We start from the raw sequence: 23,127 nt of genomic DNA on the forward strand, positions 1-23,127 counted from the left end.
TCCGAGTAGACTGGGACCCCGCGAGGGGTCCCTCTTTTCTCGTCCAGATGCTGGTTTGTCAAAGTGTTCGCCTCATTGAGTGCTTGAACCGGTGCCTGATCGGGCGACAGGAAATCGAAATGGCCATTATAAGCTTTGTTATTAGCCTGATGGGCGCAACCATGTTGCTGCTTTTTGCCGTTAGAATGGTGCGCACAGGCATCGAACGCAGCTTCGGTGCATCATTCAAACGGGTTCTAACACAGAACAAGAGTTTGGTGGGGTCCAGTACTGCTGGACTGTTCCTCGCAGTGGTTTTGCAAAGTTCCGCTGCCGTTGCCTTGCTGACCAGTGGATTCATTTCCAGTGGTATGCTGTCCTTCCCCGCAGGGTTGGCTATTGTATTGGGAGGCGATCTAGGATCGGCTCTGATTATCCAGATCCTGTCATTCAAGCTTGACTGGCTGGTGCCAATGCTACTTGCAGTTGGGGGATGGCTTTTTGTCAAGACCGATCGGAGGAATTGGCAGCAGGCCGGACGCATTCTGATGGGCGTCGCGTTCATCCTGATCTCTCTTCGGTTTCTGCGCGAAGCAATGGACCCCATCAGCGACAGCGCTTTTCTACCCGCGATTTCCGGGTATCTTGCCGAGGATTTCATCACCGCTTTCATCTGTGGTGCAGTATTGGCCTTTGTAATGCACTCAAGCGTTGCGGCTATTTTGATGTGTGTCACGCTGGTACAAATAGGCGCAATTCCTGTCACCGCCGGGCTGTCATTGGTGCTTGGCGCCAATCTTGGTAGTGGCTTTATTCCCGTCTGGTTGACACGCGGTATGTCGAGCAACGCAAAGCAGGTTCCGCTGGCCAATCTCGTTCTTCGGGGCGGATGGGCCCTAGCGGCTCTGCTTGTCCTTAACTCGATTGAGCTTATAGATCTGCAAGGGTACGAAAACCCGGGGCAATTGTTGATTTTTGGGCATCTGGCATTCAATGGCAGCCTGCTGATCATCGCGCTTCCGTTTTGCTTTCGGCTGGAAGGGTTGTTCCGCAATTTCTCCAATGGAAAATCCGCTGGAATTGCCGAGATGTCACTGTCTAGGCCTGCCAGCGCTCTGGACAAGGGGAACGTGACCTCACCCAAATTGGCGATCTCCAGCCTCAGGAGAGAGCTTTTACGCATGACGGAATTGGTCGAACGCATGTTCCTTCCCGCGCTTGATTTATACGAAGCCGAAGATCCGCAAGTGTTAGCTGCCGTTAAAAAACTGGATGAAGAGGTAAATCAGACCCTTGAGTTGGTCCGACAATATGTAGCGGAAGTGCCGATCAAGGACTTCTCCAAATCCGAAACGAAAACGGTACGTGCCTTAATGGACTATGCGATCAGGCTTGAAAGCGCTGGAGATGTGATCAGCAAGGTGCTGGCACGGCGCATTGAAGAAAAGCACAAGAATGCTGTTCGGTTTTCCCCAGAAGGTTGGAAAGAGCTTGTTCAGATGCATGAAGCTATCGCAAAGAATCTGCGACTAGCCTGTAATGTGCTGATGACAAATGATCTGGAGAGCGCACGGCTTCTGGTGATTGAAAAGACGGAAATCAAGCGTGCTGAAAGAAACAGCCGGAAACGCCATCTTCGCAGGTTGCAAAACGGCCAGTCTGACAGTTTTGGGACCAGTAACATTCATCTGGAAACCCTGCGTGCGCTGAGAGATATCAACAGTCACGTCTCAGCCATCGCGTATCCGGTGCTTTACAAAAACGGTCAGTTGCTTGAGACGAGGTTGATTATGGATGCGGAGAAAGCTGACCTATTAAACATTTAGAAGTTATCTCGAGCGCGGATGACGGTTAACCACGTTGCTCGATATGTTCAGCTCGCAAAATGCGCCTGATGTCGGACTTTCATTTAATGTTTCCGTTGAACAGTTTCGAGGATATAAAACTCTGCAAGATGTGGGCGGATGCTGGACAAATCTACGAAGCGATCAATCGAACGTAACAGATGATCTTGCGGCACATGATCGTCGATGGAAAACTCATAAGACAACGCGCCTTGGGCTTCTTGCTTCGGTCCTAACATCGTCAATCCCCCCTGCATTCACAGGTAAATTGAATCAGTGCTCGCCCACCAAATCAACATGAGTTTTTCAACAAAATAAGTCCCTATTGCCCGATGCAGCACACGCCACGAGGTGGCAGAAAGCGCCGAATGCTGACATTGGTTTCATGAGATTGGCACGCTGAAAAAAATCGGCGAACGCCGGACCGTTCACTGAGAGCTTCACGGTCATGGGAAGCATGCAACACCGTTAAAAAACGACCCTGTTTTACCGGCGCATGTCCTTCCAACGCCGTAGAAGCCAGTACCATTGGTCGGGCTTTTCCAGGATACGTGCGGATAGGTTATCGTTGAAGGTTTGAGTCATGGTGCGGGGGTCAGTCGGCGCGATAGGGGCTTCGAATTCCACATCTATGTCGCTGCTGTCGTTATGCCTTGTGCCAAAGACCGGCATGAAAGGAACGTCATATTTAAGCGCGAGGCGCGCAGCAGCAACGGAAGTGAGCGCGTCGGATCCCAGAAATGGCATCATCTCGCCGTCTACGGTTTTTTCATCCAGCAGGATCGCAACAAACCCTCCGGCGCGCAGGTGGCGGACCATCGCTTTGGTGCCGTTGCTCCCGGTGGTCAGGGCAGGCTTGCCGCCCTGCTCGATCCCGCGCACCAGCAGACGTTGGTAGTGTCTGTTACTCTGGCGCCGATAAACTCCGGCGGTCTCCATGCCTCGGTGTTTCAACACCGCGCGTACAGCCTCCCATTGACCAAAGTGCCCCGAGACAAGGATCGCACCTTTACCGTCAGCCTTTGCCTTTTCCAACACCGCAAGACCGGGGCCGGAGATATGGAACCTGTCCTGCCGCGCCTGAAATTCGGTATTGTGGAGTATCTCAAACAAGGTACGCCCCATGTTCTGCCCCATCTTGCGACTAAGGTTCAGGCGATCGGCGCGAGGCATATCTGGGTAGATGCGCAAAACCTCCCGGTCAAACCGTCGTCGCGCAATCGGTATCCAGCGCATGGTCCAGCCGAAAACATTGCCGAGACTGCGCGCCCGCGTATCAAATCCACGCCACTTTGAATAAGTAAGCGCAGACCACAAAGGGATATAACGAAGGTGTTGCCAGATATACTTGGCAGTACGGGTGAGCATCTGCTCAATATGGGGGCATTTACCGGTAAGTCCACTGGCTTTTACAGTATTTCGGGGCAAGTCTATAATGCTGGTATAGTCCGAGGTGCCTTCATAGATAGACGGCACATAATGCCTATAAGCCGCTGTTGGTGAGAGCGCAGCGAATTGGCGCTTTGTCCGCGTAGCAGACCTTCAAACTGAATGCAGCCAATGGCGGTTTAGAACCCAAAATGCAGGATGCCGCAAGGCGCACGAATGTCTCCAATACGCCTTGCGATGTTTTCAAGTTTAGCGAACGTGCTCTAGAAGTGTTTCCGCCAACCTGCCAAAGTCATCTGTCGCCTTCGGGCTCGCGCCCGAGATAAGGCGTTTGTCGGTGGCCCGCTTACCTACGGCATTACTACGACGACGGGTCCACCTGTTGATGGTCGGGTTGAACTTAGCCATGATCTCCCTCTCTGAAAAAAGAAAACCCAAGATAAACATGCGATGAACCCGCACACAATTATGCCCGGTGTCGCAATGTGATTGGGCCCCAGACCACTTCAGAGATGGTCAGAGAGATGGTCTTGTGGGGCGAAGAGGGGCTGAGCCCGACGGGACGGGGATGCATCGGATGGAGCACTAAGCCAAGTGTGGACGAACTCCTTCGCCGACTGACAGGCTTGGATAAGATCGCACCCCAAGGCCAACTGGCAAGCAATTGCTGTGGCCAATGTACAGCCAGTTCCGCGTTTTCCATTTATTACCCTTGGGGCGCTAAAAGTTTGATGTCCAGACCTTCCAAAAAGGTGATCGAGAGAGTTGGCGCCATTCCCGTGGCCACCTTTGATCAGAACGGCATCGGGTCCGCCGGATAAGATCTCACTGGCCTGATCCGTGACCTGAGCGTGTGTTGTTGCGACGGGGCGCCCGGTAAGTGCTGCGGCTTCCGGAAGGTTTGGTGTAAGAAGATCGGCCTGAGCGAGAAGCCTCTGGGGTAATATTCCTGAGTTAAGGTTCCAACCTGAACTGGTTTTCAGAACTGGGTCGATCACGGTTGGCATGGAGCGCCGTTCCAACCATTCGGCAACGCATTCAGCGATATCAGGGGTACCCAACATGCCAATCTTGATCGCTTTGAATGTCCCGGAAGCAAGGGCAGCATCGAGTTGTTGCATGACAAAACTTGCACTCATCGGTCGAACGCCCGTCATATTGGAATGCGTCTGGGCCGTGACCGCCGTGACGACCGGCAATACGTCGCACCCCATCTCATTGGCCACGGCCGTGTCTCTTGTCAGACCGGCACCGCCGCTGCTGTCGGTCCCGGCGATGACCAGTATCCTGTTTGCGTTCATTCGCAGGCCTTTGCAGCCAATAAGGCCAGGTCATTGTGCCCTGCCGCGCGAAGCAACGAGGCCACACGCCAGGCCCGCAGACCGGTACCGCAGCACAGGACAACGCGCTGATCGAAACTCGCAGGGAGTTTGTACAGTTCTTCATGCGTCATTCGGACGGCTGTGGGCACAATGGGGTGCTCCATCTCATCCTCACTTCGCAATTCGATGATTCGGTCACTGTCCCGCAACATGCATTTGGCGAGGAAGCGAAGTCCTTCGTCCGGTTCTGGGCAGCCAAGGAAGTTGAAGCCACCGAAACGAAGGTTTGCCAGATCGATCGTTACCATTTGCCCAAGTGGCGAGGGGTTACTGTCCAATAGAACCCTGAGTGCGAATTGTGCCTGCATTGAACCAACCACGCCCACGGCGGGTCCCAGAACCCCCGCGATCGCACAGGTCGCACCGTCGTCCGGCAGTTCGGGGAAGACCGAGCGCAACGAAGGGGCAGACCCGCAGAAACCACCGACATAGCCGGATTGACCAAGAACACTGGCCGAAATCAGCGGAGTTTCCCTTGCCTGGCAGGCGTCCGATAGCGTGTAGGAAACGGCAAAACTATCCGCGGCATCAATCACCAGTTCGACCTTGCCGACAAGCTCGGGCGCATTGTCGGGATGGAGCGATACGTTCAACGCCGTAATCCTGACAGCGGGATTGGCAGCGTATAAGGCATCGCGTGCGGCCGCTACTTTGGGTCGACCGAGGTCGGACATGCGATAAAGCGGTTGGCGGTGCAAATTGCTTTCTTCAACGATGTCCGGGTCGACAAGGATGATCTGCCCGACGCCCGCACCAACCAAGTATTGCAGTACCGGACAACCCAACCCACCAGCACCAACCACCATCACCTGGGCACGGGCGAGTTTTGCCTGTCCCGCGGTGCCAACCTCGGGCAGGATCTCTTGACGGGCGTAGCGACCTATCGACATGCGTCAATCCATTCGCCTACGCGTGCCTCAGGATCTTGGGCCTGCTTGATATCCGTCACCACGGCAGCACTGTCGGCCCCCGCGGCGAAGACGCCGGGTAAGCGGCCAGGTGTCAGCCCACCGATGGCGACCAGAGGCGTGTCACCCACCATGGACTTCCAGTGCGTAACCCGGTCGAGTCCCTGCGGCGCCCATTTCATCTTCTTCAGCAACGTTTCGTAGACTGGCCCCAGCGCCACATATGCGGGATCATGGGATAGGGCTCGGTCGAGTTCCGCCTCGTCGTGGGTGGACAGGCCGAATTTGACACCAGCCCTGCGCAGAGCTGTGAAATCGGCGGAGCCCATGTCCTCCTGTCCCAGATGCACAAAGTTGCAATTGAGATCGAGCGCGGCCTGCCAGTGGTCGTTTACCACCAGCTGCGCGCCATGCACAGCGCAGAAGTCGCGGGCACGGGCGATTTGGCGGCGTACTTCGGCATCAGGCTGGTCCTTGAGGCGCAGCTGTACCAGCTTGACGCCATGAGGGACCAGAAGTTCGATCCGGCTGACATGGCCCACGATCAGGTAGAAACGTTCCATCAAACCAACTCCGCGAGGCCAAGAATGGGGGTGGAGGGCGCAGCCATTTCGCGCGCCTCCATCGGGTCGGCGTTGAAGCCCATCCGCCCGGCGTCGATCGCCGTGGCCATGGCCCGTGCCATTCCTATCGGGTCGCCTGCCTTGGCGACGGCGGTATTCAACAGCACAGCGTCATACCCCAGCTCCATCGCCTGTGCAGCATCCGATGGGCAACCAATGCCTGCGTCCACGATCAACGGCACCTCCGGGAAATGCGCGCGCATAGCCCGCAGCGCATCCGGGTTGCGCAATCCTTGGCCAGAGCCGATCGGAGCACCCCATGGCATCAGCACTTCGCAACCTGCGCCGAGTAGTCGATCACCTACCACCAGGTCGTCGGTGGTGTAGGGGAAGACTTGGAAGCCTTGGCGGGTCAGTTCGGCGGCCGCTTCGACCAGCGCGAAGACATCCGGTTGCAGGTTGTCTGAATGGCCGATGACTTCGAGCTTGATCCAAGGTGTCGCGAAGATTTCGCGCGCCATTTGGGCGGTGGTGATCGCCTCGGTGGCGGTATGACAGCCAGCGGTGTTGGGCAAGATTCGCACGCCGGTCTGGCGCAGAATATCCCAGAAACCCGCGCCAGAGCCTTGCGCGGTTTCGCGGCGCAGCGAAACGGTAACGATCTCAGTTCCACTGGCCGCGATGGCCTTAGTAAGATGCGCGGGTGAGGGATACTGTGCACTCCCCAAAAGCAGTCGCGAGGTGATGTCTGTGCCGTAGAGCTGCATGGTCAACCTCCTTGCATCGGGGCGAGCACTTCAAGTCGGTCACCGTCAGTTAGTTCGGTAGAGGCGCGGACTTCGCGGGGCACAAAGGTGCCGTTCAGTGCCGTCGCCAGCGCAGGGCAGTCAAAGCCCAGTTCAGGCAGGGCTTGGGCAAGCGTGGAGGCCTGAACCTCACGCAGTTCGGCGTTCACATGCAGTTTCATCTTGGGATTCCTGAAAGAATTGTCGGGCAAGCTGGCCCGCCAGAGCGGGGGCCAAAAGGTAGCCGTGACGGTAGAGTCCGTTCACATGGGTGGTTTCGCCCCGCTGTTTGAGGCGGGGAATGTTGTCGATAAAGGCTGGACGCAGGCCCGCACCGGTCTCGATCACGCTGGCCTCGCCCAGAGCGGGGTGCAGGGTAAAGGCGGCGCCGAGCAGTTCCAGCAGGGAACGCACGGTAACCGGCTTCCACGAGGCGCTTTCGACCATGGTGGCTCCGATCATGTAGATGTCGTCACCACGCGGCACGAGATAGAGCGGAATGCGCGGGTGCAGCAGGCGCAGGGTGCGGGAGATCTGCACGTCAGGGGCTTCGATCACCGCCATTTCACCACGGATTGACCGCAGACCGGGCAAATCAGAGGCCATACCGCGGCAATCCACGTCGACCTGGTCGGGTGCTGGGGTGGCATAGCGGATTTCGACACCTAAGCCCTGTACGGTGCGGGTGAGGTCCATCAGCGCGCGGCGCGGGTCGAGGTGGGCTTCGTCCTCGAAGAGTAAACCGCGTTGGAACCGCCCCTCCAGAGCCGGTTCCAGCGTGGCAATTTCACCCGCGTCGACCCAGCGGTGATGCTCGGTGCGGCGAGCAAATCGGTCCAGCTCCGCCCGATCGCGGGGCGGGGTCAGCACCAAAGTGCCATTGCGGGTAACCGGCGTGAACTGGGCCCACCAGTTGATGGCACCCGCACCCAGGCGGACCACCTGCGGGTCTGCGACCTCACCCTCGCACCACGGCGCGAGCATACCACCCGCGAACCATGAACTTGGGTTGTCGGCGGGAGAGGATCCCGCCTCGTAGATCGTCACCTCGGCCCCGCGTTTCGCCAGTTCATAGGCGCTGGCAAGGCCGGCCACGCCGGCCCCCGCGATTGTGATCATTCGCCCGGCTCCAGTTCCGGCTTGGCCTCGGCGGGCATGTAAAGCTCACCGCCCTCGCGGAACTTGGCCGCCATGACCGCCATGCCCTCCTTTTGCGCCTCGGCGCGGATGTCGTGCGATATCCGCATCGAGCAGAATTTCGGCCCGCACATGGAACAGAAATGCGCCACCTTGTGGGCCTGTTTCGGCAAGGTCTGGTCGTGGAAATCGCGCGCGGTTTCCGGGTCGAGGGCAAGATTGAACTGGTCTTCCCAACGGAATTCGAACCGGGCACGAGAGATTGCATCGTCCCGGCGCTGTGCCCCCGGTATCCCCTTGGCAAGGTCGGCGGCATGGGCCGCGATCTTATAAGTAATCACGCCGGTTTTCACGTCGTCGCGGTCGGGCAAACCCAGATGCTCCTTCGGCGTCACATAGCACAGCATCGCACATCCAAACCAACCGATCATCGCCGCCCCGATGCCTGACGTGATATGGTCGTAGCCCGGTGCAATGTCGGTGGTCAGTGGCCCAAGCGTGTAGAACGGCGCCTCATCACAGCATTCCAGCTGCTTGTCCATGTTTTCCTTGATCTTGTGCATCGCCACATGACCCGGCCCTTCGATCATCACCTGGCAATCCTTGGCCCAGGCGATTTTAGTCAGCTCGCCCAGCGTTTCGAGCTCGGCAAATTGCGCCTCGTCATTGGCGTCGGCAATGGACCCGGGGCGCAGCCCGTCACCCAGCGAGAAGGCCACGTCGTACTGGCGGCAGATGTCACAGATCTCGTCGAAGTGCTCGTAGAGGAAGCTTTCGCGGTGGTGGTGAAGGCACCATTTCGCCATAATCGAACCGCCGCGCGAGACGATGCCGGTCACGCGTTTGGCGGTCAGTGGCACCATGTGCAGGCGGACTCCCGCGTGGATGGTGAAGTAATCAACGCCCTGTTCGGCCTGTTCAATCAGCGTGTCACGGAACACCTCCCAGGTCAGGTCCTCGGCAATCCCGTTTACCTTCTCAAGCGCCTGATACATCGGCACGGTGCCAATCGGCACCGGCGAGTTGCGAATGATCCATTCGCGGGTGTTGTGGATGTTGCGACCTGTTGACAGATCCATCACCGTATCCGCGCCCCAGCGGATCGACCAAACCATCTTGTCGACCTCTTCCTCCATCGACGAGGTCACAGCGGAAGTTCCCATATTGGCGTTGATCTTCACCAGGAAATTGCGGCCGATGATCATCGGTTCTGTTTCCGGGTGGTTGATATTTGCCGGGATGATGGCACGGCCTGCTGCCACTTCGTCACGGACAAATTCGGGGGTCACATAGTCGGGGATATTGGCGCCCCAATCATTGCCGTCGCGGGGGGCGATTGCTTCACGCAACTGGTTTTCGCGGATCGCGATAAATTCCATTTCCGGGGTCACGATCCCTGCGCGTGCATAGGCGAGTTGAGTGACCGCTTTGCCTTCCTTGCCACGTAGCGGGCGTGAGTTGACCGGAAATTCCGGCGTCAGCCGGTCACCTTCAACAAAGCCATTATCCTCTGGTTTGATCTCACGCCCGTCATATTCTTCCACGTCACTACGCGCTTCAATCCAGGCGCGGCGCAGTTGCGGAAGTCCCTTGCGGATATCGATCTGCGCGTCTGGGTCGGTATATGGGCCAGAGCTGTCATAGACCGGCAGCGGCGATTCACCAGCGGTGGGATGCACGGAAATCTCGCGCATCGGCACGCGTACGTTGGGGTGCAGGGTGCCTTCGACGTAGATCTTGCGGGATGCTGGTAGACCACCGGTGGTGATTTTCGGATTGGGGATGTTCATGTTTTGGCGCTCCTCAAGCTTGCGACTTAAAAAGACACCAGTGAGCTTGGGGAGGGAGCAGGGGATGTACTGGCCCCTTGGTCGGACGTTGCTTGGGCAGGGTGTACTGGTCCCCACGGTCTGCGCGCCTAGCTTCCTACGCCAGTGTCAACTGGGTCAGGTTCAAAGGGTCGCGTCACCGGGGATTCCCCCTGTCAGCCTCTCAGTCCCCTAAGCGGGACTCCCCTGCGTAGGTTCTGTTTAGAAAAGAAAGGTCAGGCATTCAAGGTGGTATTTTTGCATCTACAAGATGGTCGCAAACAGGCGCTGAACCGAAAGCCGACATTCGAGCAAACGACCCGAATGTGAACCTTGATGAAGGTTTGTCAACGCGGGCCACACGCTCACAAAGCCGATACCGACCGCCATGGCCCGCGTCGAAAAACCTTCATCAAAACAGACCTTCGTTACCGCGTGTTCGACTGTCTACTATGCCGCCTGCGGACCTCGGATGCCAGAAAGAGCTACGTTTTGTCACAATCCGGTCACCACTGCCAAACTCAACGGATCCCTACCAAACTTCACCAAACTGAACTTTCCAATCAAAATAATAGCGCTGTTTCAGAACACACAATTTGGTTCATTTCCGTTCACTTCGCATCAATCCCCTCAACTGATCTCACAAATCTTTATCGCCCATGGCATGCAAGAGGTCAGCGGATCGACCCCGCTAGGCTCCACCAAATCTCTTTCACAGATTTAATAATAGTTAGAACAGGTTACACAGTAACCGCTTACCATTTCCACAATGTGTCAGCATTTTGCATGCAGTCTCGGGTCACCTTTGTGTCACTGATTTGGGCGACTAGATTGTTGGTGCAAACCCTAGATACGCCAGATTGTTGCTTGTCAGGAGTTGATGGACCGATGGCTTCCGGCCCTAAGTTGCCATTTTCGCCAAGTGAAGCTAATGCTCGGTCTGAGTTTGAATTACTGATGCCGAATTTTACCTGGAGAACTGGGACTTCTGATCCCGGTCTATAAATTGGCCCGAACGACCAATGATGCCTCACCGGACTTTGGATCTAGTAAGCTCAAGTTGGTGGGCCAAGATAATAACTTTCGTAAACTGGGAAGCTTGGGCCGACAGGCAAAGGGCCCATAAACGTCACCAACACGGACCGATTGCCAAGACATGAATGACGCTTCCCACAATACGCCCACCCCCCACAACTGGGCTCTACTTTTCTTCCTCAGCTTCGTCTGGGGAGGGGCGTTTATGTCGATGGCGGTCGCACTGGAGCAATATGACCCCTTCACAGTTGCCGCAGGCCGTATTGGCATTGGGGCGCTGGCACTTTTGGTGGTCGTCGCCATCACACGCCCCCGTGATCTAGTGATCCGCGACCCGAAGTCGCTGGGCTTTATTCTTATTCTGGGCATTCTGAATTTTGCGCTCCCATTCAGCCTTCTGGCTTGGGGGCTTCAGCAGGTTCCGTCAGCCTTCGCTGGGGTTGCGATGGGCTCATCTCCGATTTTCGTTCTCGTCCTAGCCTATATCTTTGTTCCGGATGAACGCATAGGCCCGCAGCGGATTGTGGGCGTCATTCTTGGTTTCGTGGGGCTTTTGATCTTGATCCTGCCGGGAGCTATGGAAGCCGGTAATGCAGGTGGAACGATTGTAGCGAGAATAGCCTGTGTAGCGGCGTCGCTCTGCTACTCGGTCGGGGCTATTTTGATTCGCCGCGCCCCTCCGATCCCGCCAATGGTGTTCACTGCGGGGATGCTGATGGCAGGGGCGCTTGTGTTATCGCCAATCGCAGTATTGGTAGAGGGGCTGCCAGAGATCAACGGCACCTGGGCGACCTGGGCGATACTTTATGCCGGAATATTTCCCACAGGATTGGCCTTCCTGCTGCGGGTTGTTCTGATCCGATCCGCAGGGCCAATCTTCATGAGCCTCGTGGCCTATATCGTCCCCATCTGGGCAGTCCTTCTGGGTGTCATTCTATTGGGAGAAACCCTGAGGCTCAGCACCTATATTGGCGCTGTAGTAATCTTATCGGGCGTTGGCTTGACACAGCTGAGGTCTCTCTCGAAACGCTAGCCTCCATTAGTTTTACCTGCAGATAAAGTCTGCATCTCGCCCATCCCTACGCATCGCGTCGCTCGTTGCATATGGAAAGAACGCCTGCTTAGAACCTAATACCTGGCCACATGACATCGAAAAACGCCGGCCAGTATGGCCGGCGTTTCTCGTCGTTATTGTGTAATAATTTCCGGGCCCATGAACGTATTCGGGAGGAACGTTGATAAGAACGGAACATACGTGACGATAATCAGGAACACGAACAGCACGGCGAGGAAGGGAAGGGCTGCACGCACGACGCTCATCATCGGCATACCAGCGACACCAGAGGTCACGAAGAGGTTCAATCCAACCGGAGGTGTGATCATCCCGATCTCCATGTTGACCACCATGATGATACCCAGATGGATCGGGTCGATGCCCAGTTCGATCGCAATTGGGAACACCAGTGGAGCGACAATGACCAGCAAGCCTGATGGCTCCATGAACTGACCACCAATCAGCAGGATGATGTTGACAACGATCAGGAACATCACCGGACCAAAGCCAGCAGACAGCATGGCATTGGCGATATGTTGCGGGATTTGTTCGTCTGTCAGCACGTGTTTCAGGATCAAGGCGTTCGCGATGACGAACAACAATGTCACGGTCAGTTTGCCAGCATCAAACAGCGTTCTCTGCGTGTCAGGGTGAATGATGGCTGTGAGCAAAGTCCAGGGCTTTTGCCGCAGAGGTGTTGAATCTCCAAGTGGCGCATCTTCGACCATCGCCGCGGAAGACAGGCTTTTGGCGCGTGGTGCTGCCAATGGGCCCATGTCCTTGTAAATGAAGGTCGCGATGAAGAAGGCATAGACAGCTGCGACAGCTGCCGCTTCGGTTGGTGTGAAGATACCGCCATAAATACCGCCAAGGATGATGACGATCAGGAACAAACCCCAACCAGCTTCGCGACCGGCTGCAAGCACTTCGCCCCAGCCTTTCCATTCGCCTTTTGGCAGGTTTTTCACCTTGGCTATGACATAGATCGTCACCATCAACATCACACCTGCCAATAGCCCAGGAATAACGCCGGCAAGGAACATCCGGCCTACGGAAACTTCTACTGAGGCCGCGTAAACAACCATCACGATGGATGGCGGGATCAGAATACCCAAGGTGCCAGCATTACAGATAACGCCTGCGGCAAATTCCTTAGAATAGCCGACCTGACGCATGCCCGCGATGACAATGGTACCAATTGCGACGACGGTCGCCGGGCTTGAACCTGACAGCGCAGCAAAGAGCATACAGGCAAACACCCCGGCAATCGCCAGACCGCCGGGCAAGTGGCCAACGCAAGCAATCGAAAACCGGATGATCCGCCGCGCCACTCCGCCGGTTGTCATGAAGGACGACGCCAGAATGAAGAATGGTATTGCGAGCAGGGTAAAGTGGCCCTCAAAGGCAGCGAAAAGCGTTTGCGCAACAGAGGCCAGAGAGCTGTCTGAGAACCACAGAAGAAATAGGACCGACGACATGCCGAGTGACACGGCAATCGGAACACCGATCATCAGAAAACCGATGACCATTGCAAAGAGAAGGACGACTTCCATTATTTTGCCTCCACATTCTTAGCTTCAAGCTCGGCGAGCTCGTCTTCGACTTCATGGCTGGCCACAAGGCGATCCATCGTGCCGTTCAAAATGGCAATTGTAGATTGCACAAAACGCACGAGGATCAGCGCGCCGGACAGGGGCAGAACGAAATAGGGCAGGAAGCGCGGGATCTTTTCATAGGCCTCGCCTTCGTTAAAAACGTCTTTCATCCAAGCCAGAACACCCGGCATTGGTATGTCGTTGGTTTCGTACCAGCCCTTAGCGCGGAATTCGTCCTCAAAACCAAGCGGGAACCAACGGCCCTCGGTGGCAGGAAGGTTTGCGAAATTTGCCCAGTAGTCCCAGGAACCCTTCATCATTAGGAATGCAAAGGCGAGGCACACCGCGACGGCAACAAGCGCCATAGCGCGGCGGGCTTTGTCTTCGAGCATGTTTACGACGAGGTCCACGCCCAGATGGGTGCCTTTTTTGACCGCATAGGCCGCACCAAGCAGCACCAGCCAAGCGAATAAAAAGACCGTCATTTCGAGGGCCCAAAGTATGTTTGAGTCAAAAGCGTAGCGGGCCACTACATTCGCGAAGGTCAAGGCTGTCATCAGTCCGAGGATCACCGCGATCAGTTTTTCTTCTATTTGGTCCACAAGGGACGCACTTGATGTCATTGATCTGATCCTCCCTGAACGAGATCATGTATTGGTTGGGCACATGATGCGCGCCCAACCAAGGGTTTGGATTAGAAACCAGCGTTGATCTGGACTGCGGCTTCGATCGCGTCTTGACCGATATCGCTTGAGAACTGTTCCCAAACAGGCTGCATCGCAGCAACCCAAGTTTGGCGCTCTTCGTCTGTCAACGTGCGGATTTCCCCACCCGCATCGATGATCGCCTGACGGTTCTTCTGGTTTACCGCGTAGGATTCTGAATTCCGGGTGTTGGTGACTTCGTTCAGAATAGTCAGGAATTGATCGCGCACGTCCGCATCCAGACGGTCCAGCCAATCAACAGATGTCACAACCAAGTAGTCGATGATACCGTGGTTTGTCTCTGTGATACCGTCTTGTACTTCAAAGAACTTCTTGCCGTAGATATTGGACCAAACGTTTTCCTGACCATCCACAACACCCTGTTGCAGCGCGCCGTAAACTTCTGAGAACGCCATTTTCTGCGGGCTGCCGCCAATGGCTTCCATCTGAGCAACCAGAACGTCCGAAGACATAACGCGGAACTTCAGGCCCTCTGCGTCCGCAGGTGTCACCAATGGAATATTGGCAGACATTTGCTTCATTCCGTTGTGCCAGAACGTCAGACCTTGAAGTCCGCGACGCTGCATGGAGTCCAGAAGTTCTTGACCCGCGTCGGATGTCTGGAACGCGTCAACTGCTTCGATGTTCTTAAACAGGAACGGCAGGTCGAAGATGCGGAATTTCTTGGTGAATTTCTCGAATTTGGACAGGGATGGCGCAGCTAGGTGAATGTCACCTTGCAGCAGCGCTTCCAGAACCTTGTCGTCATTGTATAGGGTTGAGTTCGGGAAAACCTCCATGCAGGCTTTGCCGTTCATCTCGTCGTTGATGCGCTGTTCCAGCAAAGATGCGGCAATGCCTTTTGGGTGTTTGTCTGTGTTGGTGACGTGGCTGAATTTAATAACAGTTTCGCCGGGGTCGCAGGCTGCAAACGCAGCACCCGCACTGACGGACATCGCTACTGTCAAAGCGGTGAGTTTCGTGAACTTCATTCTCGTTTCCTCCCAATAGGTAGCAGCCGAACGCCGTTAGTCGGACTCGGCCTCGACAAGACGATACATAGATTTCCCCCGATCACTCTTCGGCATTATTAATCACTAATTCCGAATAATTATGGTGTATAATTCCATTAGATTTATGGAAAATCTTTCGCTTCGTAAGGAATGGCGCTTCATGTTTGAAAATTTTGAAAGTCTAAAATTGGACATCGGTGCGCAAACAATTTTCCTACGTCACAGTCGCGACGGGGCTTCTAAGCCCGCGCTTCTGCTGTTGCATGGCTATCCCCAAACATCGGCGATGTGGCATGCGGTGGCGCCGCTTTTGACGGATATGTTTCATGTCATTTGCCCGGATTTGCGTGGCTATGGGCGGTCTTCGAAACCAGCCTCTGATCCACAACACCTGACCTATTCAAAGCGTGAAATGGCCAAGGATATGGTTGCTGTGATGAAGCAGCTTGGTCATGAAACCTTTTATGTTGGCGCGCATGATCGTGGTGCGCGCGTGGCCCATCGTATGGGTTTGGATCACCCTGATCATGTGCTTGGGCTGACTTTTCTTGATATTGCGCCCACACGTGAAATGTATGCAAAGGCCGGTTCGAAATTCGCAACCGCCTATTGGCATTGGTATTTTCTAATCCAAAAATACCCCATCCCCGAGCAAATCATCGGCAACGATCCCTCGGGCTTTTGGAAGCTGAAATGCTTCAACCAAGCAAAAGGTGAAAACCCGTTCACGGATGAAGCGCTAGAAGAATACCTGTTAAACTTCGCTTCCCCCGAAGCGATCCACGCCTCATGCGAGGACTACCGCGCGGCGGCGACCATCGACATCGAACATGACAACGCCGACAAGGGCTTGAAATTGCAGCAGCCATTGCAGGTTCTCTGGGCCAAACACGGTGTGATTGAGAGCTGCTTTGACGCCCTGTCTCTTTGGCAAGATCGAGCCGCCAACGTGCGTGGCGAAGCCGTCGATGCCACTCATTATATGGCTGAGGAAATTCCCGAGGAAATCGCGGCGCGTCTGCGTTCTTTTTTCCTGAGCCAGATCAAATCAAAGGATGCTGCTGAATGAGCAAGACTCTCTATGACAAACTGGTGGACGCGCATAAAGTGTGCGACCTGCCGGACGGCGACATGCTTGTGTATGTCGATTTCCACATCATGAACGAGTATACTAGCCCGCAGGCTTTTTCCGGACTGGACCAGAAGGGTCTGAAGGTCTGGCGGCCGGAAGCACATTTGTCGGTTGTGGACCATGTGAATGCAACGCGTCAGCGTGACCCGCATGACGATGCTTCGAAACTCTTGATCGATAACCTCGAGAGCAACTGCAAAAAGCACAACATCGCCTTCTACGGCCTCGGCGATCCCCGCCAGGGAATTGAACATGTTGTTGTTCCTGAACAGGGGCTGGTTGCTCCGGGCATGCTGATTGCCTGCGGCGACAGCCACACGACCACATATGGTGCCTATGGTGCGCTTGGTTTTGGTATCGGCACGTCCGAAGTTGAACATGTCCTTGCGACGCAGACACTGCGCTATAAACGCCTGAAAACCATGCTGGTGAATGTCGAAGGCGCTCTGGCACCGGGTGTGACTGCAAAAGACATCATCATGAAGGTGGTTCAGGTTGTCGGTGCGGGCGGCGCAAATGGTTATGCGGTTGAATTCGCGGGCTCTGCCATTCGCGATCAGGATATGTCAGGCCGTATGACCATCTGCAACATGGCCGTTGAACTGGGTGCACGTGCTGCTCTGATCGCTGCGGATGAAAAGACCTTGGCAATGGTCAAGGGCCGCGCGCATAGCGAAAGCATCGACTTTGGCGGGACCGAATGGCGGTCTGACCAAGGCGCAGTACATGATCAGACCTTTGATATTGTTGCGGAAGAGATTGCTCCTCTCGTGAGCTGGGGCACCAGCCCAGACCAGTCCGTTCCAATTGACGGGCTTGTGCCAACGGCCGATGACACAGCAACTCCGAAAGCCAAAGCCGCGCTTGAGCGGGCGCTAGACTACATGGGGCTCTCAGCAGGCCAATCGGTTCAAGAGATCACTATCGACAGCGCCTTTATCGGATCCTGCACCAACAGCCGGATCGAAGATCTGCGCGCTGCTGCAGTCGTTTTAAAAGGCAAAAAAGTGGCGTCAGGCGTAAACGCGATCGTCGTGCCAGGCTCAACATACACCCGCTTGCAGGCTGAAAACGAAGGGATCGACAAGATCTTCATCGACGCTGGCTTTGATTGGCGGCCGGAAAGTGGATGCTCAATGTGCCTTGCGATGAACGATGACATTGCGATGGACGGTGAGCGCATTGCGTCTTCCACCAACCGAAATTTTGAAGGCCGACAGGGTCGGGGCGCGCGCACCCATTTGATGAGCCCAGCCATGGTGGCTGCGGCAGCGGTGAAAGGCCATCTGGCCGATGTTCGCGAATTTCAAAATGAAGGAGCTGAATAATGCCTGATCAAGTCAAAGGATTGATGGCGGCATTCCCGCAGCCTAACGTCGATACTGATGTCATCATGCCAAAACGGTTCCTGATCACCATCACCCGCGAGGGACTGGCTGATGGGACTTTGGCCGATTTGCGGTTTGATGAAGACAACAACAAACGTCCAGAATTCGTTCTGAATAGGTCACCTTGGACAGAAGCGTCTATTCTGGTTGTTGGTGACAACTTTGGATGTGGTTCCAGCCGAGAGCATGCGGTTTGGGGTTTGATGCAGCTTGGCATCAGGGGTGTCATCGGAACAGGCTTTGCAGGGATCTTCTATGACAACGCCCGCAAAAACGGATTGGCGTTGCCGATTGTCAGCCCGAAAGTGCGGGACGAGCTTATTCAGATCGCGCGTGATCCGGACGCAGGGGAGTGCAAGATCGACATCGCCAACCGTCAAATCTCGGTGGGATCGCAACATCACCCGTTCGACATGGATGACGCAACCCGGGCAGCTTTGTTAGAGGGGCGCGACGACACCTTGGATTCATTGAAGCTTGCAGATTCCATTTTGGGCTATGAAAGTGGTCTTAGGGAAAAAATGCACGTGAATGTAATCCAATGAATGTAATCCAATAGGAGCAAGAGTGGAGCTAAGACAACTTCAGTGTTTTGTGGCGGTTGCCGAAGAACTCCACTTTCGAAAAGCCGGAGAGCGCCTTGGCCTGAGCCAACCGGCGCTTTCCGAAAGGATTTCCTCGCTTGAACACGAGCTTGGATTTTCTCTGTTTTTTAGAACCACAAGGCAAGTCAGCTTAACGCAAGCGGGCTCTGAGTTTCTCAAGGATGCGCAGCGTATTCTTGCGGATATTGAAAAATCCGTTTCAAACGTGCGCCACATTGCAGACAGCGGGTTAAAATCCCTACGTGTGAGCGGAGTCGACGAAGCGCTTTCATTGTTGTTTCCACCAGCCTTGATCGAGTTTCGAAAGCACCATCCAGACGTACATATCGAATTGCTCGAGATCTCTTCGTCGGACTATCACACTCAGGAACTGATCAATCATAGAACCGATGTCGCATTTGTGCGCAAACCGCCTGACGATGAATTTCTGTCATCCGAATTTTTGCATCGCCAGTCCGCGGTTGTCGCTGTGGCTGATGATAATCCTTTGTCAGAACGGAAAGAAATTTCCGTCGAGGATATCAAAGATTGTCCACTCATAGGATTTCCGAAGCGCTCCAGACCGATACTTCACGAGATGTTGTGGGGGAGCTTTCGAATGCGCGGATGGCAGCCTGATATTGTCTGCGAAGTCATCGATAAATCAACGATGCTTCAACTGGTCGCGCATGGTATTGGCATCGCCCTCACTCCTGCTTGGGTACAATCATTATCGCCCAAAGGTTTGAAGTTTGTTCCCTATCGTGAAAGTGTCCAAGAAATAGATCTCTACATTTCCTATCGAACTGCGGGAAATGCGAAGGAAGTGCTGGCATTTATCGATGCGGTGAAGCGTGTAAGCGAAGAAACATCACGGTTTTAAGCGGCCATTTGCTTAGGTACACTTGAGCTTCCGCTTCGGGCCGTGAGGTGACTTAGGATATTGATTATCTCAGCGTATTGTCACCACCCAGTTACCGCCACCAAACCTCTTTCGCGGATTTGATCGTGGTTTGAAACGGCTACACGGTAACAGTTTACCGTATGCGCATCGCGTTACCTAAATTACGTGCAGTCCCGTGTCACATCTGTGTCACTCGTTTTTGGTGGCGAAGTTCTTGCGGCTACCTCCACAAACAGCCAGATCGTTTATCCGGAGAGTGGGGGAGACACGGGTTTTCGGCCCGGATTTGTCGCCGGTTCAAATATCAGTGCAAGGTACTTTTTGATTTAGGCCGATACTGGGCTATCAAAATCAGCCCCGAAAGTGCTTCCCAAAACCAAGCCGAGATAATCCAGAACCTGGCGTTCAGCTTCCTCACGCGTGAATTTGGCCGGATACATCAGCATGTTCAACCAAGCTCCGTCGAACAATCCTTCTAGCGTTAGGGCGATCTGTTCAGCATCGATCTCTTTGAGGCCACCCTTGTCGGCGATACTATTAATCAGTTCTGCACACAGCTCTTGTCGTTCCATATCGATTTGCGAAGAGATCGACCGATAGGTTTTTCGATGACAAGCCTCGCCAAAAAAAGCGAACCAGACTGCCAGCTTCTTTCGGCTACAGATGCGGGGGTGGAACTGCGCCGAAACGATGGAGTGCAGTTTGTCGATATCGGAAATGTCATCGCGCTTAGCATCGCGCTGCCACATGTCGCGATGCTCTGCTGCCAGACACCTGAGCGTTTCGGAGAGCAGAGCATCCTTGCTTTTGAAGTGGAAATTGGCCAGCCCCAGAGACAGTCCCGCTTCTTTGCCGATGGCGCTTAGGGTTGTCCCCGAAATTCCCTTGCGGGCTATGCAGGTGATGGTCGCATTAATCAGCTGATTGCGCCGGACCTCTGGGGGTGCTGTGCGTGTTTTTCCGGAACTCTTAGTCGAAGTCATGGGCCTCTCATTGAATGGGTATTCAATCAATATGTTGATTTGTGAAGCGGGTCAATTGTAGGATTTGATCAAAATCGCGATTCGAATTGGAAGGAAAACCCGATGTCTAATAAGCTTCCCACACACGTGCAAACCGTGATCATCGGGGGTGGATCCATTGGCTGCAACACCGCCTACCATCTGACCAAGCTCGGCATGACGGACGTTGTTGTCCTGGAACGCGACCAATTGACATCAGGCACCACTTGGCACGCGGCGGGCCTGATCGTGGCCGGTCTTCTGCAATCGGAAGCAGAATGCGAGATCTATACCCATGGGCGAGACCTATATGCCAATCTGGAGCAGGAAACCGGCGTTTCGACAGGGTTTCGTGACGTTGGCTATCTACAGATTGCCAGCAACGAGGAACGTGTGCACGAAATGCGCCGGCTTGCGCCATTTATGCGCCGACACGGCATAAACATCTTTGAAATCTCCCCCAAGGAAACGGCGGATCTGTTCCCCATCGGAGACCTCAGCGATGTGCTGGCGGGTTTCTATATACCCGAGGACGGGCGCGCCAATCCGGTTGATGTCACCATGTCATTGGCCAAGGGTGCAAAAATGGGAGGCGCAAAGATTTTTGAGGGGGTCACGGTCTCTGAAATCATGGCGAAGAACGGCACCGCGACGGGGGTGCGCACGGCCGACGGTCAAACCATCACGGCGGAAAACGTGGTAATCTGCGGAGGAATGTGGTCTCGCCAACTGGGGGCCAAGGCAGGGATCAATCTGCCGCTACAAGCTGCCGAGCATTATTATCTGATCACTGAAAACATTGATGGCCTAAGCCGCGACCTACCGGTGCTGGAAGATCCATCGACCTACACTTATTACCGCGAAGAGGTTGGGGGGCTTATGCTTGGTTTGTTCGAGCCGGGGGCGGCACCATGGAAACTGGACGGTATCCCCGACAACTTTGCATTTGGTGAAATTGAGCCCGACTGGGACCGAGTCGGGCCTCATCTGGAAAAGGCTTACTCGCGTGTGCCTGATGCCCTGAACGTGGGTGTGCGCAAACTGTTCTGCGGTCCGGAAAGCTTCACCCCGGACCTTGCGCCACTGGTGGGGGAAACTCCGGAGTTACGAAATTGCTTTGTGGCCTGCGGCATGAATTCGCTTGGCATCCTGAATGGTGCCGGCACCGGGAAAGTGCTCGCAGAATGGATCGTCAGCGGTCATCCGCAGATCGATGTCACCGGCATCAACGTGAACAGGTTCACGCGTCATGAAGCCACCAAGGCATACCGCCGCGACCGCGGGCCGGAGTTGTTGGGCAAGATGTTTGGCCAGCATTTCCACAATGAAAGCTATCACACTGCCCGCGATCTAAAGCGTTCTGTCCTGCACGATCGACTTGCCGCGAACGGCGCTTACTTCACAGAGGGGCATGGATGGGAAATGCCCGACTGGTTCGCGCCCACCCCAGAGCAGGCAAAGATAGAAGAATACAGTTGGTCCCGTCAAAACTGGTTTGACTGGCATGCTGAAGAACACCGTGCCGCCCGTGAGGATGTGATCATCATGGACATGTCGGCCATGTCCAAGTTCCAAGTCGAAGGCCCGGATGCACTGGCGCTGATGAGCCGCCTGTCTTGCAATGATGTTGATGTTGAGCCGGGGCGGCTGGTTTACACCGCTTGGGTTAACGAGAAAGGTGGGTTTGAGGCCGACCTGACCGTCACCCGACTGGCTGAGGACCGCTTCATGGTTGTCGTGGGCGAAAACAGCCATGGTCATACCCTGATGCGGATGAAACGCCATATTCAAGCGGGTGAGGTTGTTGTGACAACCGATCTCACGCCCGCGATCACGCAGATCAATATCCATGGTCCGAAAGCACGCATGTTGATGGAAAACGTGACCTCGGCAGACATGTCGAACGAAGCGTTTCCTTTCATGACGTGGCAGGACATTGATGTCGGATACTGGGTTGTCAAAGCCTTCCGGGTCACGTTCGTCGGCGAGCTTGGCTGGGAGCTTCAGGTGCCATCTTACGCCGCTGTTCAGGTCTATGATCTGCTGAAGAAAGCGGGTCAGGAATTCGGCTTGCGCGATGCGGGGATGCAGACCCTCAATTCGTTGCGTCTGGAGAAGGCTTATCGTGACTTCGGGTTGGACGTCGACAACACCGACAACCCGATGGAGGCGGGGCTTGGCTTTGCTGTGAAGCTCGACAAACCTGGCGGCTTCATCGGCCGCGATGCTCTTGCTGCGATCAAGGCGGCCGGCGTGCCCAAAACCCGGATGCTGCAATTCCTGCTACAGGCCCCTGAACCGCTGCTCTACGGCAATGAGTGCATTTACCTGAACGGTATCGAGGTCGGACACCTGCAAGTCGGTGGTTATGGCCACAGTCTTGGTGGCGCTGTGGGCATCGGTTTTACCGAGTTGGAGGAGCCACTGACGGCTTCCATAGTTAACGAAGGAGCATGGGAGGTCGAAGTGGCCGGAGAACGCGTTAAGGCCACTGCATCTCTGAAGCCCTTGTTCGATCCGGGAATGCTGAAAGTAAAATCTTGAATTGGGCCATCCGCTCGTTGTGCCAAAAGTGCGCTCATTTCGATCTTCACGAGCCATCTGAGACAACGGATGACCGGCAGAAGATTTCTTTGTTTATTAATAAGTAAAATCGATCATGAATGCTCTTTTCATACTTATCTGAAATGGGTCCCGGTCTATTGCGTAATTGCGGACCTTTGGGTGGGGCGCTGCAAACGCCTGGTGTCCACCCAATTTTCTTTTTATGCCTTTGTATGGGCCCCTCGACACTATCTCCCCGGCTACGGGAGGTCCCACGCAGATGCGGGGCAGGGCGCTGGGCCACGCCCACAGCGCGCCCTAAACGGGCCTTTCCATCGGGAGGTCTTCCCGCCCTGATAGGTGCGATCCAACACCACC

General features: G+C 55.0%; 21 protein-coding genes and 1 pseudogene. 8 read left to right on the forward strand and 14 right to left on the reverse strand.

Annotated features, from left to right (window positions below; translation table 11 throughout):
* Positions 1-119 precede the first annotated feature (119 nt).
* Positions 120-1,805, forward strand: a complete 1,686-nt coding sequence (locus O2N63_RS06175; protein WP_271053815.1) for a Na/Pi cotransporter family protein — start codon at positions 120-122, stop codon at positions 1,803-1,805.
* A gap of 113 nt (positions 1,806-1,918) precedes the next feature.
* Here O2N63_RS06175 and O2N63_RS06180 read toward each other — a convergent pair.
* From O2N63_RS06180 to thiC, 10 genes and pseudogenes are all read right to left on the reverse strand, one after another.
* Positions 1,919-2,062, reverse strand: a pseudogene (locus O2N63_RS06180) (IS5/IS1182 family transposase); the annotation flags it as partial.
* Between the two features lie 247 nt (positions 2,063-2,309).
* Positions 2,310-3,191 carry a lysophospholipid acyltransferase family protein gene (locus tag O2N63_RS06185; RefSeq protein ID WP_271053371.1) on the reverse strand — a complete coding sequence of 294 codons (882 nt, stop codon included), beginning with the start codon at positions 3,189-3,191 and terminating at the stop codon, positions 2,310-2,312.
* Between the two features lie 270 nt (positions 3,192-3,461).
* Positions 3,462-3,620, reverse strand: coding sequence for a hypothetical protein (locus O2N63_RS06190; RefSeq protein ID WP_271053372.1), 159 nt, complete (start codon positions 3,618-3,620; stop codon positions 3,462-3,464).
* Between the two features lie 98 nt (positions 3,621-3,718).
* Positions 3,719-4,513 (reverse strand): hydroxymethylpyrimidine/phosphomethylpyrimidine kinase, encoded by a 795-nt coding sequence (locus tag O2N63_RS06195; protein ID WP_271053373.1) that lies wholly within the window; start codon positions 4,511-4,513, stop codon positions 3,719-3,721.
* On the reverse strand, positions 4,510-5,484 hold the full coding sequence (locus O2N63_RS06200; protein ID WP_333780726.1) for a ThiF family adenylyltransferase: 975 nt from the start codon (positions 5,482-5,484) through the stop codon (positions 4,510-4,512). Before O2N63_RS06200 ends, O2N63_RS06195 begins: the two co-directional genes overlap by 4 nt.
* Positions 5,475-6,065 carry a thiamine phosphate synthase gene (locus tag O2N63_RS06205; RefSeq protein WP_271053374.1) on the reverse strand — a complete coding sequence of 197 codons (591 nt, stop codon included), beginning with the start codon at positions 6,063-6,065 and terminating at the stop codon, positions 5,475-5,477. The genes O2N63_RS06200 and O2N63_RS06205 overlap by 10 nt, the downstream gene beginning before the upstream one ends.
* Positions 6,065-6,832 carry a thiazole synthase gene (locus tag O2N63_RS06210; RefSeq protein WP_271053375.1) on the reverse strand — a complete coding sequence of 256 codons (768 nt, stop codon included), beginning with the start codon at positions 6,830-6,832 and terminating at the stop codon, positions 6,065-6,067. The genes O2N63_RS06205 and O2N63_RS06210 overlap by 1 nt, the downstream gene beginning before the upstream one ends.
* A gap of 2 nt (positions 6,833-6,834) precedes the next feature.
* Positions 6,835-7,032: a sulfur carrier protein ThiS gene (gene thiS / locus O2N63_RS06215; protein ID WP_271053376.1), complete on the reverse strand. Its 198-nt coding sequence runs from the start codon at positions 7,030-7,032 to the stop codon at positions 6,835-6,837.
* The gene (locus O2N63_RS06220; protein WP_271053377.1) at positions 7,001-7,969 is read right to left on the reverse strand and encodes an FAD-dependent oxidoreductase; all 969 of its coding nucleotides are present in this window, start codon (positions 7,967-7,969) and stop codon (positions 7,001-7,003) included. The genes thiS and O2N63_RS06220 overlap by 32 nt, the downstream gene beginning before the upstream one ends.
* The gene (thiC, locus tag O2N63_RS06225; RefSeq protein WP_271053378.1) at positions 7,966-9,777 is read right to left on the reverse strand and encodes a phosphomethylpyrimidine synthase ThiC; all 1,812 of its coding nucleotides are present in this window, start codon (positions 9,775-9,777) and stop codon (positions 7,966-7,968) included. The genes O2N63_RS06220 and thiC overlap by 4 nt, the downstream gene beginning before the upstream one ends.
* A 406-nt stretch (positions 9,778-10,183) precedes the next feature.
* Between thiC and O2N63_RS06230 the strand changes: the two genes are divergently transcribed.
* Together O2N63_RS06230 and O2N63_RS06235 are read left to right on the forward strand one after the other, a co-directional pair.
* Positions 10,184-10,519: a hypothetical protein gene (locus O2N63_RS06230; protein WP_271053379.1), complete on the forward strand. Its 336-nt coding sequence runs from the start codon at positions 10,184-10,186 to the stop codon at positions 10,517-10,519.
* A 432-nt stretch (positions 10,520-10,951) separates the two neighbouring features.
* Positions 10,952-11,863 carry a DMT family transporter gene (locus O2N63_RS06235; RefSeq protein WP_271053380.1) on the forward strand — a complete coding sequence of 304 codons (912 nt, stop codon included), beginning with the start codon at positions 10,952-10,954 and terminating at the stop codon, positions 11,861-11,863.
* Between the two features lie 155 nt (positions 11,864-12,018).
* Here O2N63_RS06235 and O2N63_RS06240 read toward each other — a convergent pair whose 3' ends face one another.
* The 3 genes from O2N63_RS06240 to O2N63_RS06250 form a co-directional block, all read right to left on the reverse strand.
* Positions 12,019-13,437, reverse strand: coding sequence for a TRAP transporter large permease (locus O2N63_RS06240; protein WP_271053381.1), 1,419 nt, complete (start codon positions 13,435-13,437; stop codon positions 12,019-12,021).
* Complete coding sequence (locus tag O2N63_RS06245) at positions 13,437-14,102, reverse strand: TRAP transporter small permease (RefSeq protein WP_271053382.1); 666 nt, start codon at positions 14,100-14,102, stop codon at positions 13,437-13,439. The genes O2N63_RS06240 and O2N63_RS06245 overlap by 1 nt, the downstream gene beginning before the upstream one ends.
* Positions 14,103-14,173: 71 nt before the next feature.
* Positions 14,174-15,175, reverse strand: a complete 1,002-nt coding sequence (locus tag O2N63_RS06250; RefSeq protein WP_271053383.1) for a DctP family TRAP transporter solute-binding subunit — start codon at positions 15,173-15,175, stop codon at positions 14,174-14,176.
* Positions 15,176-15,356: 181 nt separating this feature from the next.
* On the opposite strand from O2N63_RS06250, the gene O2N63_RS06255 reads away from it, so the two are divergent.
* From O2N63_RS06255 to O2N63_RS06270, 4 genes are read left to right on the forward strand one after another with little or no spacing between them, the layout of a single operon-like run.
* A complete protein-coding gene (locus O2N63_RS06255; RefSeq protein WP_271053384.1) occupies positions 15,357-16,265 on the forward strand; it encodes an alpha/beta fold hydrolase in 909 nt (302 codons plus the stop codon).
* The gene (gene leuC, locus O2N63_RS06260; protein WP_271053385.1) at positions 16,262-17,656 is read left to right on the forward strand and encodes a 3-isopropylmalate dehydratase large subunit; all 1,395 of its coding nucleotides are present in this window, start codon (positions 16,262-16,264) and stop codon (positions 17,654-17,656) included. The genes O2N63_RS06255 and leuC overlap by 4 nt, the downstream gene beginning before the upstream one ends.
* Positions 17,656-18,261, forward strand: a complete 606-nt coding sequence (gene leuD / locus O2N63_RS06265; protein WP_271053386.1) for a 3-isopropylmalate dehydratase small subunit — start codon at positions 17,656-17,658, stop codon at positions 18,259-18,261. Before leuC ends, leuD begins: the two co-directional genes overlap by 1 nt.
* Positions 18,262-18,283: 22 nt before the next feature.
* The gene (locus O2N63_RS06270) at positions 18,284-19,183 is read left to right on the forward strand and encodes a LysR family transcriptional regulator (RefSeq protein ID WP_271053387.1); all 900 of its coding nucleotides are present in this window, start codon (positions 18,284-18,286) and stop codon (positions 19,181-19,183) included.
* Between the two features lie 347 nt (positions 19,184-19,530).
* Here the strand turns inward: O2N63_RS06270 and O2N63_RS06275 are convergent, their stop codons facing one another.
* Positions 19,531-20,187, reverse strand: coding sequence for a TetR/AcrR family transcriptional regulator (locus O2N63_RS06275; protein ID WP_271053388.1), 657 nt, complete (start codon positions 20,185-20,187; stop codon positions 19,531-19,533).
* A 102-nt stretch (positions 20,188-20,289) separates the two neighbouring features.
* On the opposite strand from O2N63_RS06275, the gene O2N63_RS06280 reads away from it, so the two are divergent.
* Positions 20,290-22,749: a GcvT family protein gene (locus O2N63_RS06280; protein WP_271053389.1), complete on the forward strand. Its 2,460-nt coding sequence runs from the start codon at positions 20,290-20,292 to the stop codon at positions 22,747-22,749.
* Positions 22,750-23,127: the final 378 nt, after the last annotated feature.

The organism is Aliiroseovarius salicola (genome assembly GCF_027891095.1).
In the GTDB taxonomy this organism is placed as follows: Bacteria; Pseudomonadota; Alphaproteobacteria; order Rhodobacterales; family Rhodobacteraceae; genus Aliiroseovarius; species Aliiroseovarius salicola.

Excerpts from the sequence above, each read along its gene's own strand:
- O2N63_RS06175 (WP_271053815.1), top strand. The coding sequence starts at position 120 with ATGGCCATTATAAGCTTTGTTATTAGCCTGATGGGCGCAACCATGTTG.
- O2N63_RS06185 (WP_271053371.1), bottom strand. The coding sequence starts at position 3,191 with ATGCTCACCCGTACTGCCAAGTATATCTGGCAACACCTTCGTTATATC.
- O2N63_RS06190 (WP_271053372.1), bottom strand. The coding sequence starts at position 3,620 with ATGGCTAAGTTCAACCCGACCATCAACAGGTGGACCCGTCGTCGTAGT.
- O2N63_RS06195 (WP_271053373.1), bottom strand. The coding sequence starts at position 4,513 with ATGAACGCAAACAGGATACTGGTCATCGCCGGGACCGACAGCAGCGGC.
- O2N63_RS06200 (WP_333780726.1), bottom strand. The coding sequence starts at position 5,484 with ATGTCGATAGGTCGCTACGCCCGTCAAGAGATCCTGCCCGAGGTTGGC.
- O2N63_RS06205 (WP_271053374.1), bottom strand. The coding sequence starts at position 6,065 with ATGGAACGTTTCTACCTGATCGTGGGCCATGTCAGCCGGATCGAACTT.
- O2N63_RS06210 (WP_271053375.1), bottom strand. The coding sequence starts at position 6,832 with ATGCAGCTCTACGGCACAGACATCACCTCGCGACTGCTTTTGGGGAGT.
- thiS (WP_271053376.1), bottom strand. The coding sequence starts at position 7,032 with ATGAAACTGCATGTGAACGCCGAACTGCGTGAGGTTCAGGCCTCCACG.
- O2N63_RS06220 (WP_271053377.1), bottom strand. The coding sequence starts at position 7,969 with ATGATCACAATCGCGGGGGCCGGCGTGGCCGGCCTTGCCAGCGCCTAT.
- thiC (WP_271053378.1), bottom strand. The coding sequence starts at position 9,777 with ATGAACATCCCCAATCCGAAAATCACCACCGGTGGTCTACCAGCATCC.
- O2N63_RS06230 (WP_271053379.1), top strand. The coding sequence starts at position 10,184 with ATGGCCCGCGTCGAAAAACCTTCATCAAAACAGACCTTCGTTACCGCG.
- O2N63_RS06235 (WP_271053380.1), top strand. The coding sequence starts at position 10,952 with ATGAATGACGCTTCCCACAATACGCCCACCCCCCACAACTGGGCTCTA.
- O2N63_RS06240 (WP_271053381.1), bottom strand. The coding sequence starts at position 13,437 with ATGGAAGTCGTCCTTCTCTTTGCAATGGTCATCGGTTTTCTGATGATC.
- O2N63_RS06245 (WP_271053382.1), bottom strand. The coding sequence starts at position 14,102 with ATGACATCAAGTGCGTCCCTTGTGGACCAAATAGAAGAAAAACTGATC.
- O2N63_RS06250 (WP_271053383.1), bottom strand. The coding sequence starts at position 15,175 with ATGAAGTTCACGAAACTCACCGCTTTGACAGTAGCGATGTCCGTCAGT.
- O2N63_RS06255 (WP_271053384.1), top strand. The coding sequence starts at position 15,357 with ATGTTTGAAAATTTTGAAAGTCTAAAATTGGACATCGGTGCGCAAACA.
- leuC (WP_271053385.1), top strand. The coding sequence starts at position 16,262 with ATGAGCAAGACTCTCTATGACAAACTGGTGGACGCGCATAAAGTGTGC.
- leuD (WP_271053386.1), top strand. The coding sequence starts at position 17,656 with ATGCCTGATCAAGTCAAAGGATTGATGGCGGCATTCCCGCAGCCTAAC.
- O2N63_RS06275 (WP_271053388.1), bottom strand. The coding sequence starts at position 20,187 with ATGACTTCGACTAAGAGTTCCGGAAAAACACGCACAGCACCCCCAGAG.
- O2N63_RS06280 (WP_271053389.1), top strand. The coding sequence starts at position 20,290 with ATGTCTAATAAGCTTCCCACACACGTGCAAACCGTGATCATCGGGGGT.